The organism is Parolsenella sp. LCP21S3_E11 (assembly GCF_052118165.1).
In the GTDB taxonomy this organism is placed as follows: Bacteria; Actinomycetota; Coriobacteriia; order Coriobacteriales; family Atopobiaceae; genus Parolsenella.
Map to the genome: position 1 here is coordinate 630,336 of NZ_JBQKHS010000001.1, position 15,313 is coordinate 645,648.

The 15,313-nt window shown below is 61.2% G+C and carries 13 protein-coding genes, 2 tRNA genes and 1 pseudogene; 12 read left to right on the forward strand and 4 right to left on the reverse strand.

The window, feature by feature from the left end; genetic code table 11:
• The first annotated feature begins 80 nt into the window (after nt 1-80).
• From rpoD to ACTQ1Z_RS02750, 4 genes and pseudogenes are all read left to right on the forward strand, one after another.
• Nucleotides 81-1,412: an RNA polymerase sigma factor RpoD gene (rpoD, locus tag ACTQ1Z_RS02735; protein WP_414153564.1), complete on the forward strand. Its 1,332-nt coding sequence runs from the start codon at nt 81-83 to the stop codon at nt 1,410-1,412.
• Nucleotides 1,413-1,701: 289 nt separating this feature from the next.
• Complete coding sequence (locus tag ACTQ1Z_RS02740; protein WP_441858537.1) at nt 1,702-1,905, forward strand: hypothetical protein; 204 nt, start codon at nt 1,702-1,704, stop codon at nt 1,903-1,905.
• A pseudogene (locus ACTQ1Z_RS02745) lies at nt 1,905-2,398 on the forward strand (VG15 protein). The gene ACTQ1Z_RS02740 and the pseudogene ACTQ1Z_RS02745 overlap by 1 nt, the downstream one beginning before the upstream one ends.
• A gap of 64 nt (nt 2,399-2,462) precedes the next feature.
• A tRNA-Gln gene (locus ACTQ1Z_RS02750) sits at nt 2,463-2,530 on the forward strand.
• Nucleotides 2,531-2,759: 229 nt separating this feature from the next.
• On the opposite strand, the gene ACTQ1Z_RS02755 is transcribed toward ACTQ1Z_RS02750, so the two are convergent.
• Nucleotides 2,760-2,978 (reverse strand): hypothetical protein, encoded by a 219-nt coding sequence (locus ACTQ1Z_RS02755; RefSeq protein ID WP_320680272.1) that lies wholly within the window; start codon nt 2,976-2,978, stop codon nt 2,760-2,762.
• Nucleotides 2,979-3,209: 231 nt separating this feature from the next.
• Here ACTQ1Z_RS02755 and mscL point away from each other — a divergent pair, with 231 nt between their 5' ends.
• From mscL to ACTQ1Z_RS02775, 4 genes are all read left to right on the forward strand, one after another.
• Nucleotides 3,210-3,647, forward strand: coding sequence for a large conductance mechanosensitive channel protein MscL (mscL, locus tag ACTQ1Z_RS02760; protein ID WP_441858539.1), 438 nt, complete (start codon nt 3,210-3,212; stop codon nt 3,645-3,647).
• A gap of 131 nt (nt 3,648-3,778) precedes the next feature.
• On the forward strand, nt 3,779-5,539 hold the full coding sequence (locus ACTQ1Z_RS02765; protein WP_441858541.1) for an ABC transporter ATP-binding protein: 1,761 nt from the start codon (nt 3,779-3,781) through the stop codon (nt 5,537-5,539).
• Complete coding sequence (locus ACTQ1Z_RS02770; protein WP_441858543.1) at nt 5,540-7,399, forward strand: ABC transporter ATP-binding protein; 1,860 nt, start codon at nt 5,540-5,542, stop codon at nt 7,397-7,399.
• A 44-nt stretch (nt 7,400-7,443) separates the two neighbouring features.
• Entirely contained in the window at nt 7,444-7,977 is a 534-nt protein-coding gene (locus ACTQ1Z_RS02775; protein WP_441858545.1) for a hypothetical protein, read from the forward strand.
• 72 nt (nt 7,978-8,049) lie between these two features.
• Here the strand turns inward: ACTQ1Z_RS02775 and ACTQ1Z_RS02780 are convergent, their stop codons facing one another.
• A complete protein-coding gene (locus ACTQ1Z_RS02780) occupies nt 8,050-8,826 on the reverse strand; it encodes a radical SAM protein (protein WP_441858547.1) in 777 nt (258 codons plus the stop codon).
• Nucleotides 8,827-8,997: 171 nt separating this feature from the next.
• Nucleotides 8,998-9,072 (reverse strand) — tRNA-Asn (locus tag ACTQ1Z_RS02785).
• A 228-nt stretch (nt 9,073-9,300) separates the two neighbouring features.
• On the opposite strand from ACTQ1Z_RS02785, the gene ACTQ1Z_RS02790 reads away from it, so the two are divergent.
• The 4 genes from ACTQ1Z_RS02790 to ACTQ1Z_RS02805 all read left to right on the forward strand — a co-directional run bounded on the left by ACTQ1Z_RS02790 (nt 9,301) and on the right by ACTQ1Z_RS02805 (nt 13,190).
• The gene (locus ACTQ1Z_RS02790; protein ID WP_441858549.1) at nt 9,301-10,500 is read left to right on the forward strand and encodes an EpsG family protein; all 1,200 of its coding nucleotides are present in this window, start codon (nt 9,301-9,303) and stop codon (nt 10,498-10,500) included.
• Nucleotides 10,501-10,596: 96 nt separating this feature from the next.
• Nucleotides 10,597-11,442 (forward strand): ABC transporter permease, encoded by an 846-nt coding sequence (locus ACTQ1Z_RS02795; protein ID WP_414153565.1) that lies wholly within the window; start codon nt 10,597-10,599, stop codon nt 11,440-11,442.
• A 30-nt stretch (nt 11,443-11,472) separates the two neighbouring features.
• The gene (locus tag ACTQ1Z_RS02800; RefSeq protein WP_320680284.1) at nt 11,473-12,240 is read left to right on the forward strand and encodes an ABC transporter ATP-binding protein; all 768 of its coding nucleotides are present in this window, start codon (nt 11,473-11,475) and stop codon (nt 12,238-12,240) included.
• The gene (locus tag ACTQ1Z_RS02805; RefSeq protein WP_320680286.1) at nt 12,240-13,190 is read left to right on the forward strand and encodes a glycosyltransferase; all 951 of its coding nucleotides are present in this window, start codon (nt 12,240-12,242) and stop codon (nt 13,188-13,190) included. Before ACTQ1Z_RS02800 ends, ACTQ1Z_RS02805 begins: the two co-directional genes overlap by 1 nt.
• A 226-nt stretch (nt 13,191-13,416) precedes the next feature.
• Here ACTQ1Z_RS02805 and ACTQ1Z_RS02810 read toward each other — a convergent pair whose 3' ends face one another.
• Nucleotides 13,417-15,261 carry a glycosyltransferase gene (locus tag ACTQ1Z_RS02810; RefSeq protein WP_441858552.1) on the reverse strand — a complete coding sequence of 615 codons (1,845 nt, stop codon included), beginning with the start codon at nt 15,259-15,261 and terminating at the stop codon, nt 13,417-13,419.
• Nucleotides 15,262-15,313: the final 52 nt, after the last annotated feature.

A 15,313-nucleotide genomic window follows, 5' to 3' on the forward strand; every position in this document is an offset into this window, starting at 1 on the left:
TGGAATTCTATGAGTTAAACCCCGATATCAGGGTAAGATAGCAATAACTGTGCATCGACGGCCATGTCGAGAGGAAGTCCGTGGCAACGAGTAAGAAGGCAAAGAAGGAAACCAAGCTCTCCGCCGATCTCGAGGGGGTGTTTGGTCAGCTTGTCGACCGCGCCAAGGGCGTCGGTTCCGTCAGCGAGGATGAGATTCAGGTCGCTCTTCGTGACGTCGACGTGGATGATGACGAGCTCGAGGATCTCTACGGGGCCCTTCGTTCCCGTGGCGTCGAGGTCCTCTCTGATGACGACAGCGACCCGGACTCTGATATCGAGGAGTCTAGCGACGACGATGACAATGACAACGTCGGTATCGGCTCCCTCGATGACGATGACGACGATATGCCTCGCGAGAAGATCCCCGCGATTCCTGCCGCCCCCAAGCGCTCCAAGAAGGGCTCGAGCCTCAAGGCTCGTCGCCGTCAGGACGCCGCCACGGTGATGCTCACGGGCGACCCCGTCCGCATGTACCTCAAGGAGATCGGCAAGGTGGACCTTCTCACTGCCGCCAAGGAGGTCGACCTCGCCATGAAGATCGAGGCCGGCACTGAGGCTACGGAGAAGCTTGAGGCCCACGAGAGGGGAGAGCTCGAGCTTTCCCGCGTCGAGCTCCGCCGTCTCAATCGTGTCGAGCAGGTGGGTCTCGAGGCCAAGCAGTCGCTCATCTCCGCGAACCTCCGCCTCGTCGTTTCCATCGCCAAGCGTTACGTTGGTCGCGGCATGCTCTTCCTCGACCTCATCCAGGAGGGCAACCTCGGCCTCATCCGTGCTGTCGAGAAGTTCGACTACACGAAGGGCTTCAAGTTCTCCACCTATGCCACGTGGTGGATCCGCCAGGCCATCACCCGTGCCATTGCCGACCAGGCTCGTACGATCCGCATCCCGGTCCACATGGTCGAGACGATCAACAAGCTCGTTCGCGTGCAGCGTCAGCTCCTGCAGGACCTCGGTCGCGACCCGACTCCCGAGGAAATCGGCGAGGAGATGGGCATGAGCGCCGAGCGCATCCGCGAGATCCAGAAGATCAGCCAGGAGCCGGTCTCCCTCGAGACGCCCATTGGCGAGGAAGAGGACTCCCAGCTCGGCGACTTCATCGAGGACTCCCAGGCTGTCGCTCCTCCCGAGGCCGCGAGCGATTCGATGCTTCGCGAGCAGCTCGAACAGGTGCTCGATGGTCTTGCGGATCGCGAGCGTAAGGTCATCAAGCTCCGCTTTGGTCTCGAGGATGGCCACCCGCGCACCCTCGAAGAGGTCGGCCGCGAGTTTGGCGTCACGCGCGAGCGCATTCGCCAGATCGAGAGCAAGACCCTCGCCAAGCTCCGTCACCCGAGTCGCTCCGGCAAGCTCAAGGACTACATGGAGGAGTAGCCGCGTTTGCGTCTGCCCAGCTACGCCCATATACGCTAGTTAATCTTGGACTAACTTAGACTAACTGGTTTTAAGCTCTTCCCGAAGGAACCCAGAAAGCCTCTTCGTGGTCACGTGCCGCGGAGGGGCTTTCGCTGTGTGCGTGGCCTGAACCCTCGCGACGGACTTCGCCGTCGCGGCCTCCATCCCCATCTCCGAGCTGCTCACGCAGGACAGCAACCCCACGAGTGCCAAGGCGGGAAAAGCGCTGGACTGCGCTGTACTCAGCGTCACCTACGACAGGGCAACGGTGAGCCGCGTCGCGTACTACCAGGCGGAGAGGCTCGAGGACGGGGCCATTCACGGCTTCGTAGAGATGTGCTCCGAGCTCGTGGCTAATGACGCGGCGAGGAGCCTCAACACGACGATCATGAGGAACGCGGCGCGCAACATGGGAAGGGCGTCAGGTTCGCGCGCGTCACCAGCGGGAGGAACACCTGCGCGTGGTGCCTGATGCTCGTCGGCAGGGGTCCGTGTACCACACGCTCGAGTCGGCCAGCGCGCTGGGCAAGTTCCACCGGAACTGCGACTGCAAGATTGTGCCGAACTGCGAGGGAGACAGGTACGTCCTTCTCGTCGAGGGGCACGATCTCTGGACACACCACGTCCTGGAGCAGAACGGTATAAAGACCCAGACGCACGGCGCGTCCGACATCGACCTGAGCATCAATGTCGAGTGGTGGGAGGGCAAGAGTCCCAAGCCAATCGGCGACTCAGCCAGAGACGGCGGGAGTCTCTCATTCATCGAGAGGAACCTTCGCAGGGCCTCTCACCAATTCAGGGATAGGGGGCACGGCGGCGCGCGGGTCGTTCTCAACCTTAGATATAGGCACGCCGCTAGTGACGACGTACTGATAAGGGAGACGAAGAGGCGTATGGCTATGCACGGCGTCGCGGAGGTGCTCTTCATAAAAAGCGACGGAAGTTTGGAGCATCTATACAAGTGAAAGCCCCCAAGTGTCTCTAGCAGACCCATGGAGGCTTTCGCTAACCAAATTCTAGCACGCGCCATTAGCTCAACGGCAGAACGCCGGATTCTGGCTCCGGAGACCGAGGTTCGACAGCTTGGCGGGAAGCCATCTTAGGAAACGAGGCCCCGCACGGGGCCTCTTTCATACTAGCCCGCGTGAGCGACCACAGCGCCCCGCATGGGGCAAAGACTCCCCGCAGGGGGCGGGAAGGAGCCGAACATGGCGAAGAATGCAGCGACGATGTTCCTCTCAGGTTCCTAATCTCCCCGGTAGTCGTCATTGCACGAAGAGCCTGTCGCAATTCTGGACCTGTCGGTATAGATAGACCCGGAGGTGCCTAGAGCTCGCGGGTGAAGTTGATGCTCACGAAGAACTTGGGAGCGTTGCGGCGCCTGCGCTCTTCGAGCTCGCGCTCCCTCTCGCGATCTTCTTCGCGCATGACTCGTTCAAGCTCGGATGGGGTCATCATGATGCCGCCGTAGGGAAACTTTCTCTCTGACTTGCTTTTGTGCAGGTAGTCATCAAGGTCGAAGTCATCATCGTAGTCGTCATGCATGGTGAGCCTCCTTAGCCTCGCCAGGTCAAACTCATACCCTATCTCAGATACTACCCGCCATTGCGGACATTATGTTTCGGCCTCGATCGAGGCCGTGGCGCACCGATTTTGCTGCCGCCAAACAGCATGTACCCCTATGGTTTGCCTGGCGATAAGCGCGCGGTAAGACCCTGTGCCTTGGCTCGTTATACTTGATGCAGATGTTTGCAACTACATCGCTCGGGGGCACCCATGAAGAAGCTTGTCAAAGAGTTCCAGGAGTTCATCAGCCGCGGCAACGTCATAGACATGGCCATCGGCGTCATCATCGGCGGTGCGTTTACCGCCATCGTCACCTCGCTCACGGAAGACATCATCAACCCGCTCATCAAGCTCATTGCCGGTGGCAATGTCGGCGAGATCGGCGGGCTCGTCGTTCCGGGTACGGAGATTGATTTCGGAAAGTTCCTCGGAGCCATCATCAACTTCCTCATCGTCGCCGCGATCGTCTTCGCGATCATCAAGGCATTCAACGAGGCACAGAGGCTTGCCCTGAGCCGCGTCCGCACCGAGGAGCAGCCGCCCGCCGCGCCGGCTCCTATCTGCCCCTTCTGCATCGAGGAGCACAAACCCGGCGCGACTCGCTGTCCGCACTGCGGCTCCGAGCTGCCTTCCTCTGATGATGCCTAGCCCTTCGGGTCGGCTCTCGGTTTACAAGTTCCTTACGGCGAACGCTTAGTATGATTGGACGCGTTTAGTTTGCGCGTCCAATCTTCTTTATGCGGGATGTTCCTGCGCGATTCGAAAGGCGCTCACTCGCTATGCTCGATCTCCTCAAGCGATTCTCCGGTCCCTACATGCGCTATTTCGTGCTGGGGCCCCTTTGCAAGCTCATCGAGGTGTTCTTCGACTTGCTCACGCCCCTCGTCATCGCGAGGATGATCGACCAGGGCGTCATTGCCGGCGACGTTCACGCCGTTATCGTCAGCGGGGTTGCTCTCGTTGCCATGGCTGTCGTCGGCCTTGCCTTCACCCTCGTGTGCCAGAAGATGGCGGCGCTTTGCTCACAGGGTATCGGTACCGAGGTTCGCGGCGCGCTCTATGCGCACGTCAACGAGCTCTCCTCCGCCGAGCTCGACCGTTTCGGCACGCCCTCGCTCATCACGCGTATCACCAACGACGTCAACCAAGTCCAGGTCGCCGTTGCCCTCGGCGTGCGCCAGCTCATCCGTTGGCCGCTGCTCGCCGTTGGGTCCATGATCGCGGCATTGCTCATCGACGTCAGGCTCGGCCTCGTCTTTCTGGTGTCCACGCCTTTGATCGGCGTCATCTTCTGGGTGGTTATGGCTCGCTGCGTGCCGTACTTCTCGAATATGCAGAAGGCTCTTGATCGAATCGCCCTGGTGTGCAGGGAGGGCCTGTCTGGCGTCCGCGTCGTGAGGTCCTTTGTGAGGGAGGACCACGAGCGCAAGCGCTTCCGCGAGGCCACGGAAGCGCAGGCGAGTATAGCCACCGCGGTTGGTAGCCTCTCTTCCATCCTCAATCCCGCCACCTTCCTCATCATGAACGTCGCCGTATGCGTGATTCTCGTTCTCGGCGGTCAGTCCGTTAACGTCGGTGGCCTTACGCAGGGCCAGGTCATGGCATTTGTGAACTACATGACCCAGACGCTCCTTTCGATCGTCTACGTTGCCAATCTCGTTGTCGTCTTCACGCGTGCGAGTGCCTCCGCGGCACGCATCAACGAGGTTTTCGCGACGGAGCCCTCCGTTCGCGATGTCGCAGGCCAGGCCTGGGAGAAGCCCGCGTGTTCCACGGATGTCCCCGCGCTCGCGTTTGACCACGTGACCTTCTCCTACGGAAGCGGCGCGCCCGCCCTCAGCGATGTCACGCTGGCACTCTATCCCGGCATGACCTTGGGCGTCATCGGCGGTACCGGCTCGGGCAAGTCCACGCTTGTATCCCTCATCTCCCGCTTGTACGATTCAAGCGCAGGTGCCGCCAGCGTTATGGGCGAAGACGTTCGGTCTTGGCCTCTTTCGAGCCTGCGCCACGAGGTCGCTCTCGTTCCACAACGCGCGTCGCTCGTCGCGGGTACGATTCGTTCAAACCTGCTCTGGAGGGACTCCGGCGCCTCAGATGACGAACTCTGGGAGGCTCTTGAGGTCGCGCAGGCGGCAGACTTCGTGAAAGCCATGCCCCAGGGCCTCGATAGCGCGGTCGAGGCGGGCGGCAAGAACTTCTCAGGAGGCCAGCGTCAGCGCCTGACCATTGCCCGCGCCTTTGTGGGGTCACCTAGCATCCTCGTGATGGATGACTCAGCCTCGGCGCTCGACATGAGGACGGATGCCGCTCTGCGCCATGCCGTCAGGGAGCTTGGCAGGTGCGATGCCGCTGCTGGCAAGCCGCCGCTTACGACGGTCATCGTCTCCCAGCGCGTCTCTGCGGTCCGTTCCGCCGACGTCATTTGCGTCCTCGATCATGGCGCCCTCGCCGGCCTTGGCACACACGAGCAGCTCCTTGAAACATGCGGCCTCTACCGCGAGATTTGCGATTCCCAGCTTAAGGGGGAGGCGAACTAGATGAATCCCTATGCTTCGACCGGTTCCGTAGCGACCGTCACCGCGAACGTTGCCGGTAAGGACTCCCTTGGCGGCCCCAATGGTGATACCGGCGGATCTTCCTCCAGCATGTCCACGCTTGAGGTGACGCGAAGGCTCCTGGCCTACGTCGGGCCTTACAGGGGGCTGCTGATCGCATCCCTCTTGAGCGCGATCGCGGGCGTGACGCTGCAGCTTTACGTACCCATCCTCATCGGGCGCGGCATCGATTGCATGGTCCGCGCGGGTGCAGTCGACTTTTCCCTGCTCATGCCGATCGTCCGCGAGCTCGCACTCGTCGTCATTGTCGCCTCGGCGCTCCAGTGGGTCCAGGGATACTGCGTCAATCGCCTCTCGTACGAGACAGTCCGCGACCTGAGGAACGCCGCGTCCGACAAGCTCGACCTCATGCCACTCTCCTTCATCGACTCGCATCCTCACGGCGACCTCATTAGCCGCGTGGTCAATGACGTTGACCAGGTCGGCGATGGCCTTCTGCAGGGAACCAACCAGCTTCTGAGTGGTGTCGTGACCATTTTCGGCACGCTTGGCTTCATGCTCGCGACTTCCGTGCCCATGGCGCTCGTCGTGGTTCTTGTGACGCCGCTGTCCGTAGGCGCCGCCTGGCTCATTACGCGCCTCTCCGACAAGAGCTTCGCGGATCAGCAGCGCATCCAAGGCGAGCTTGGCGCCCATGTCGAGCAGTATGTCGGCGAGCAGCGCCTTGTCGACGCGTTCGCATTTGGGCCAGAGGCATGCAAGCGCTTCGATGAGATTAACAAGCGCCTCTACACGTCCGGCGAGCATGCCCAGTTCATGAGTTCGCTCTCGAATCCCGGCACTCGTTTCATCAACAACATCATCTACGCGGTAGTTGCTGTGGTGGGATGCCTGAGTGTCATCACGGGTGCCCCCGCACGCCTTACCGTTGGCGAGGTCCAGACGTTTCTGAGCTACGCCAACCAGTACACGAAGCCCTTCAACGAGATTACGGGCGTCATCGCCCAGATTCAGACCGCCTACGCGTCTGCACGCCGTGTGTTCGCGCTGCTTGACGCCACCGAGGAGACTCCGGATGCCGAGGCGGCCGTCGAGCTCGACCAGCCTCGAGGCGAGGTCAGCTTCGACCACGTGGACTTCTCCTATGTGCCCGACCGTGAGCTCCTCAAGGACATCTGCATCCACGCGACTTCGGGCGAGCGTATTGCCCTCGTCGGCCCCACGGGCTGCGGCAAGACGACGCTTATCAACCTGCTGCTGCGCTTCTATGACGTGAACTCCGGAACCATCGCGGTGGACGGACGCTCTTCGGACGAGTACACGCGAGCGAGCCTGCGTCGATCGTTCGGCATGGTCTTGCAGGATAGCTGGCTCTTCGCCGGAACCGTTCATGACAACATCGCCTATGGGCGCCCTGATGCGACGCGCGAGCAAGTCGAGGAGGCGGCGCGCCGTGCCCATGCGGACAAGTTCATCCGTCAGCTTCCCCAGGGATATGACACGATTATTGGCGAGGACGGTGGCTCCTTCTCCCAGGGCCAGCGCCAGCTGCTCTGCATCGCCCGCGTCATGCTGACGGATCCCGCGATTCTTTTGCTCGACGAGGCGACTTCGAGCATCGATACGCGCACGGAGCTCCAAGTGCAGGCGGCGTTCGACGAGCTCATGCATGGCCGCACGAGCTTCGTCGTTGCCCATAGGTTGAGTACGATTCGCAATGCCGATTGCATCCTTGTCATGTGCGACGGCCGCATCATCGAGCGCGGTACGCATGAGGAGCTTCTGAGCCTTCATGGCTTCTACTCGAGTCTTTACGAGAGTCAGTTTGCCCGAGAAGAGTAGGATAGAGCAAACTTCGATGTTTCGAGTGTCTGTGGGGTGTCGCCATGCGTAAGGATAAGTTCGCTGTTATAGCCGCAATCGTTGGGATCATTTTTGCCATTGGTCTTGTGGGATGCGGCGATTCCGGCGATGCCGAGTCCAAGGCCGCCATTGCCGATGGCGTGACGGACGGGCTCGAGCAGCTCAAGTCCGGCTCTGGAGAAGCCGTGGACCTTGCGAAGGAGACGCTTAACTCCTATGTGGGGAGCCAACTCGAAGACATGGGCATATCCGATGACGAGCTGATCTCCACGTATCTCCAAAATTTTGATTACGAGGTTGGCGACGTGACGATGACGGGGTCCTCTGCCACGGTTCACGTGACGCTTACTTGCCGCTCGGTAGCGGATATCGCCAAGGAGTTCGCCGCGCGCTCGTGTGGGATGAGCGACTCGGAGGCGGGTGCGGTCCTCATGCAGTGCGTGGAGGATGCCGAGCCCGTGCAGTCCGAGGCGGACGTCTATGTCCAGAAGGCACCTGACGGCTCGTGGGACACGCTCGACGGGCTCAAGAGCTCCCTCGTAAAGCTCTGCATATAGAAGGTTCGCACCGTCACTCCGGTATGTGAAAAGGGCCACCGACTTCAGCCGGTGGCCCTTGCTTTGCCGCGCCTAATAGCTCACCTGGCAGGGGATGCCGAGGGCCTCGACGCGTCGCGCGATTGCGTCTAGCACGTCCGGGGTGGCCTTCCTGAGGTCCGGAGCCGGCGTCTCCCGCGCGACGGTGTAGATGGTCGCCTCCTGCGGGCGGATGCGGTCGAGCGCCGTCAACCACGGCGTCACATACTCGTCGCCGGTGTTGTCGAGCTTCTTGTCCCCATACTCACCAGCCAGGAACATCGTCTGCACGATGACGTGGCCATTAAAGCTCGCAAAGGTCTCGATCTGGTGCTCGATATCGTAGCTGCCCACGGGCCTGTCGAGAAGCTCGATATAGGCGGGGTCGACCGTGTCGAGCTTGAGGATGTTGTCATCGACGAGCATCAACGCATCATGGACGGCGGGCCTGTCGGCGAAGGTCCCGTTAGAGAGAACCGCGATCTTCGCCATGGGCGCGAGCTCGTTCCTTAGCTTGACTGCGCCTGCGATTGCCTCGGGGAACTCCGGTGCCCCCGTTGGCTCTCCGTTGCCGGCAAACGTGATGACATCCGGCAGCTCGCCCTGGGCAGACATTTCGCGGAGCTTGGCCTCGAGCGCCAGGAGTACCGCAGAGGCGCTATTGTGCCTCCCGTCGCAACGGCGCTCGGAATTAAAGCCATTCTCGCAGTAGAGACAATCGAACGAGCAGATCTTGCCAGAGGCAGGCATCATGTTGACGCCGAGGGAGAGGCCGAGGCGGCGACTCCTGACGGGTCCAAAAACGGGGCTGTCATTCAGAAACGTTGCCATGCGTCGCTCCTCGGGTTGGTTGCGTGGGACCATTATCGCATTGAGGAGGAGGCGAGCGCCCGGATGAGCGGCGTGGGAAGGCTGCCGCGCGAATTCCGTCCAGTGGGGGGTGAGGCGAGGTGCATGTATAACAAAAAAGCCTCGCTGCAATTCAGCGAGGCCATTCAAGTCTGGCTCCTCGAGTAGGACTCGAACCTACAACAACGCGGTTAACAGCCGCGGGCTCTACCATTGAGCTATCGAGGAATTCAGTTGTCAGGAGCGCGTGCTTTGCTCCGTGCGAACAAGGATTAGTATACAGAAGCTGTGGGCGAGTGCAACCAGAAATTTTGACAAATTTTGGTGTGCTAGGGTTATTTGTGTCCCCAGAAGTCGTTGACCGTAGCGTTTTCGCGGGTAAACGGCCTGTTGGGGTAAATTGAACTTGCAAAGAATTGTTGTCAGAGATGTCAAGTTGCGACTCTCGGGGGATTCATGCTCGTCTATTTGCTTACAGCTGCGGTTGCCATGCTGGCAGCACTATCTGCCGAGGGGCTGCGGGAGGAGAACCCCAAGGTCTCAAACCTGCTGTGGTTCGTCGCGTTCTTGGCCCTCACCATTCCGGCGTCCCTTCGATATGACATCGGCGTCGACTACAGCGCATCGATGGAGTCTGCCGGTTATCTCGGCTACTGGCAGCTGTATCACCTCTACGCCAACCAGCCGCCCGCATCCGGTATGGATCCCGGCTTCTATGCCCTCATCCGCATCCTCAACCTGTTTACGGATAACCCCCAGTGGATGTTCGCCTTCTTGTCCGCGGCCACGTATGTGCTCGTGATACGAGCCTGCCGCAGGTTGTCGCCCGATCCCGTCCTGTCCCTCGCCCTGTTTCTCGTCGCAGGCTTCTACTTCGAGTCTCTCAACATCGCGCGCCAGTGGTTCGCCATTGCGTGTGTGATGAACGGCCTCGAGTGGGTGGGGAAGCGCGACATGAGCGCCTCGCGCGCCTTCGCGCACTATGCCGTCTGGGTCGTCCTGGGAAGCCTCATGCATCTGAGCTGTCTCATGTGTCTTGCCCTTTGGCCGTTGCTCCGCCTCAGAATGACGCCGACGCGCACGGTGTTTCTTCTCGCAGGTTGCGTCGCGCTTGCCCTCGTGGGGATCTCCGTTGCGCGCGTCATGTTCGCCCAGACGAGGTTCGGCCTCTATCTCGACCCCTCGAGCAGCGTTTACGTGGGACCCCGCCCACGCGCCAACGCCATGATCACGTTCGGCCTCACGTGGGCGTTCCCGTTCGTGGTCGCCTTGCTGGCTCGCGCGAAGGCAGCGGGTTCCGATGGGGCGAGCGGGGCGCCTGGGAGGGGCGACTCTCGAGTTCAGCTTGCCGGCCCCGGTCTCGAGTCTGCGCTTGTCGTGTGCGCGACCCTGGCATTCGCTCTTTACGTCTCGGCTGCATTTCTCCCATTCATCGTCGACCGCGTCGCGCGCTACTTCGCGCCCATGCTCATCCTCCTCATGCCTCATACGATCGTGCGCATCGAGGACAAGCGCCTGCGTGCGGCTGCGATGGCCCTCGTTCTTGTCGCCTGGGCAGCGGCGACGTACGTACAGGTCGTTGTCGGCGGCCAGTATGGGGTCGTGCCCTATGTGTCCGTGTTTGGTGAGCGTGCAGCGGCGGGCCTTCTCTCGTAGGGCTCCCTTGCTATCATTTACTAGTTACGTTGTGCCTCGGTGTTTGCGAGGCGCTGACAAGACGGGCCCCACGAAGGGCCAAACATCGTCAAGGAGATGGCTTTGTCCCAAGAGCAAACCACTACAGCCACGGCAACCGTTCCGGCGTCTGAGGCGTTCGCCAAGTCTGACCGCGCTAAGGAGAAGTTCATCCTCGCGCAGCTCGTCGGCAAGGACTTCAAGCGCAAGTATCGCCGCAGCGTGCTCGGAGTCGTGTGGAGCGTCCTTAACCCGCTGCTCATGATGGTTGTCATGTCGCTCGTGTTCTCGTTCTTCCTGCGCTATGACAACATGGAGCACTACCCGCTCTACCTCATCCTCGGCAACGTCATTTGGACGATCTTCGCGGACTCCACCAACCAGGGCGTCACCTCGATCCTCGATGCCGCGCCCCTGCTCAAGAAGGTGCGTATTAACAAGACGGTGTTCCCGGTCGAGCGAGTTCTCTTCTCGCTCGTCAACTTCGCGTTCTCGATGATCGCCGTCTTCATCGTCATGCTGTGGGAGGGCGTGTGGGTCAGCTGGACCATCATCCTGCTCCCGGTGCTCCTCGTTCTGCTCATGGGCTTCTGCATCGGCATGAGCATGCTGCTCTCTTCGCTTGCGGTCTTCTTCCGTGACGTCATCCACCTGTGGGGTGTCGTCATCCTCGCTTGGAGCTACGTGACGCCGCTGTTCTGGCCTGTCAGCATGATCGCCCAGGTTCCGTACGCGTTCATGCGCGTCATCATGCTCGCGAACCCCATGTATAACTACGTGACGTTCATGCGCATGATTCTCCTCAACGGCCAGCCGCCCGAGCTCATCACCGTCGCCATGTGCGCCATTTGGGCCGTCATCGCGATTGCGCTTGGCTGGGTGGTCTTCCATAAGCTCGAGCGCAAGTTCATCCTCTACATCTAAGTCTCGCACGCGAGAGATTGGCTCATACGTATGGCTTCTAAGACCGACATCACCCCGGGCGAGGACTACGCTATTGAGGTAGACGACGTCACCATGATCTTCAACATGGCGAGCGAGCGCCTCGACAACCTCAAGGAGTACTTCATCAAGCTCGTGAAACACGAGCTGTTCTTCGAGGAGTTCCACGCCCTCAAGCACGTCAGCTTCAAGGTCAAGAAGGGTGAGGTCCTCGGCCTCGTTGGCACCAACGGCTCTGGCAAGTCGACGATGCTCAAGATCATCGCCGGCGTGCTCGAGCCCAGCGAGGGCAAGGTCACCGTTCATGGCAACATCGCCCCGCTCATCGAGCTTGGCGCGGGCTTTGACATCGAGCTCACCGCACGCGAGAACATCTACCTCAACGGCGCCCTCCTCGGCTATACCAAGGAGTTCATCGACGCCCACCTCGATGACATCGTCGACTTCGCAGAGCTTCGCGACTTCATGGACATGCCGCTCAAGAACTACTCCAGCGGCATGGTCGCGCGTATCGCGTTCGCAATCGCGACCGTCGTCGAGCCGGATGTCCTCATCGTCGACGAGACCCTCTCCGTCGGCGATGTCTTCTTCCAGGAGAAGTGCGAGAAGCGCATTCGCCAGTTCATCGAGAGCGGCAACGTCACGGTTCTCTTCGTGAGCCATTCCCTCGAGCAGGTCGAGCGACTCTGCACGCGTTGCGTCTGGATCGAGAAGGGCGAGCAGCGCATGATCGGCGACACGGATGAGGTCTGCAAGGCCTACAGGAGGCAGTACAACTAATGGCCTCCGTCTGCGCTAACCCCGGGAACCGCAAGAGCGTCGTCGCCGTCGTTGTGACGTATAACCGCAAGGACCTGCTGCTCGAGTGCCTCGATTGCCTTTGCAAGCAGGACCTTGGCGCACTTGGCGAGCGCTACGGCCTTTCCGTCATTGTCGTCGACAACGCGAGCACGGATGGCACCGAGGAGGCGTTGGCCGCCCTCGCTGAGTCCGGGAAGATCACCTACTTCAACACGGGTGAGAACCTCGGCGGTGCCGGTGGGTTCAACTATGGCATGCGCAAGGCCGTCGAGCTTGGCCACGACTACGTCTGGGTCATGGACGACGACTGCATGACCCATCCTGACACCCTGCGTGAGTTCCTCATTGCGGGCGAGGGCCTGAACGGGGAGTACGGCTATCTCACGAGCGTCTGCCTCTGGACTGACGGCACCCCTTGCTCCATGAACCGCCAGAGGCACCCGCTGCATCACACGATCGAGGATTTCACCCCCGAGCTGCAGCCCTGTACGCTCGCGTCCTTCGTCTCGCTGTTCGTGCCGGCGGACGTCGTCGCGGAGCTTGGCCTCCCCATCAAAGACTTCTTCATCTGGACTGACGACTGGGAGTTCACGCGCCGCGTCTCGAGGAAGTATCCCTGCTATGTCGTGGGCACGAGCGTGGTCACGCACAAGTGCAAGGTCAACGGAGCCGGCAACGTTGCCATCGACTCCGGGGAGCGCATCGCGCGCTTCCGCCTTGCGTATCGAAACGACATCGTGCTCTATCGCGGCGAGGGCCCTGCCGGCTACGCGTATGTCGCCGCGCGAGACCTCAACCACCTCTGGCGCATCGCGACCGAGGCGAAGGGTCGCAAACTCGAGCGCGCCAGGGCCGTGCTGGGTGGAACGTTTGAGGGCTTGAGGTTCCATCCTGAAATTGAGTACGTGAAGAGGCCGGAGAAGCGTTAGCCTCTCCCTTTGGCTGGTTGCTAGATCGAGCTGGTGGCGTGGAGTCCATCGCCATGTGTCCAGGTGTTCCGGCAGCCTTCGTGCCCCGGTGTTCTAGCGGTCTCGGAGGGTCTGGTCATTTCCCAAATAGATGCGCGCCCCGTCAACAGTCATTGTGACGGGGTGCGCTTTTTGCACCTGGATGGTCGAAGGACCCCGGGCGTCCCTCCGTAGGATGCCGGCGTTCCTACTCTTCCATGCCGAGGTAGTGTCGCCAGAACTCTTGGCTGATCATGGTCGGGAAGGCTGCCTGGTAGTCTGCCGCCACGCGCTCGTGCTCGAGATGCCAGCGCTGCTTGAGCTCGCGGACGCGCTGCTTGATCTGAGCGTTGCGCGCACGGTCCATGCGACGGACGCAGGCCTTCTCGCCCGTGATGTCGAGGACGACGATGGTCTCGCGAGCAAGGGTGTCGCGGCTGTAGAGGGTGGGTCCGCTGACCATGAGGTGGCCCGGTGCCTTCTTGAGGAGGGCGTCCGGCAGCAGGTGCTTGTCATACGGAATGGTCTTCAAGAGCTTGCCCGCGAGCGTGAGACCATGGTGCTTCTCGAGGGTGACCTCGCGAATGTTGCCCTCGGAGAGTATCTCTGGGTCGATTTCGGCGAGAGGCACTAACTTGTCGTTGAGCTTGGCGTTCTCGCGCATGAGGGCGCTACCGTCGGCCTCCATGAGCCACTGCGGGCCGCGCAGGTAGTCTTCCACGCCCTGGAGGAGAAGCTCGGCGGCTCCGTACTCGAGGTCGCGGCGGCGAAGCAGAACGTTTCGCCAGACGCGGGCCATGAAGAGCTCGGTGTTGACGTGTCCGTCGCAAGCAGCCATGACGAGGAAGTTGCGCACGTACTGATAACAATCGACGGAGGCGCGGGGGCGTCCCTCGAAGCTCTCGTGCCAGACGCAGATGCCGTTCATCGTCATGTACGTGGGGTTGGAACGCAGGCCGTACTCGACGTCATCGCAGCGCACAAAGACGGGGACGGGCAGTCCCTTCTCGCGGATGTTGGCGACGGGGATGCACGAGAACCACCATGCGCCGTAGGCGTTCTCCACCTCGACGTCGATCCTCTCATTCTCGACGACCTGGTCGAGGCGGTCGATGAAGAGGTCCGGCTTCACCTTGTGATAGACCCCGCTGCGTAGGACATGGCTCACGTCCTCGAAGAGCCTCTCGGGCTGCTCGACGGAAAGCATGGCGCCGTTCACGAAGGCGTGGGCGTACTTCTCGTTCGCGAGGGCGAGGAGGTTGTAGGTGCGCTTGATGCTTTCGGGGAAGACGTGGACGTCGTCGTCCATGAGGATGACGTGGGTAAACTCGGCAGGGGAGTCCATTGCGGCGATCATGCCGCGGGCAAAGCCTCCCGCGCCACCGACGTTGGCGTTGGGGATGACGGTCACGAGGTCGTCAGAGAGGGCCTCGGCATCGAGCGTCGAGCCGTTATCGACCACGAACATGTGGAAGGCGTCGTGGATGGGGCCATCGTCCGAGCGAATGGCGTCGCGCATGAGCTCGATGTTGGGGACGATGTAGTGCTCCTTCTTGAAGGTCGTCGTGGAAAGCGCGATCCGCACCGGGTGGATTCGCCCCTCGTCGACCTCGGCGTAATAGGCGCCGGTGTGGAGGAGGGTCGTGCCGGAGGGAAGGAGCTCGAACGCGACGAGGTCCATGCCCGAGCAATCGAACGTGGCGCAGACGCTTGCGACCTTGCCCGCCTCGGGCTCGACGGTGATTCGGTCAAGCTCGATGGTGTTCTCGGAGTCAGCCTTGGCGCCCTCGGGCATGCCCTTGATGATGACCTCGCAGGCATCGCCGGAGAGCTCGAGCCTGAGCGTCACGGTGGTAATGTCGCAGTACTTGGCCCACTTCGAGGCGGAGCACGCGTTCAGGAAGGTCATGAAGTCAGCGGGCTCTGCGAGCCTGAGCGCAGCCGCCTCCTCGTCGTAGTCGAGGGGGCTCGCGCAGAAGGCATAGAGCTCGTCGTGTCCCGCGAGGTGCTCCGCGGGCTTGAGAAGGACGTTAGAGAGCTTGTGCTCGATCATGGGCGCTCCTGGTTTCTCAGTTGCTTAGTCGACCGTTTGGCGATTCGGTGAA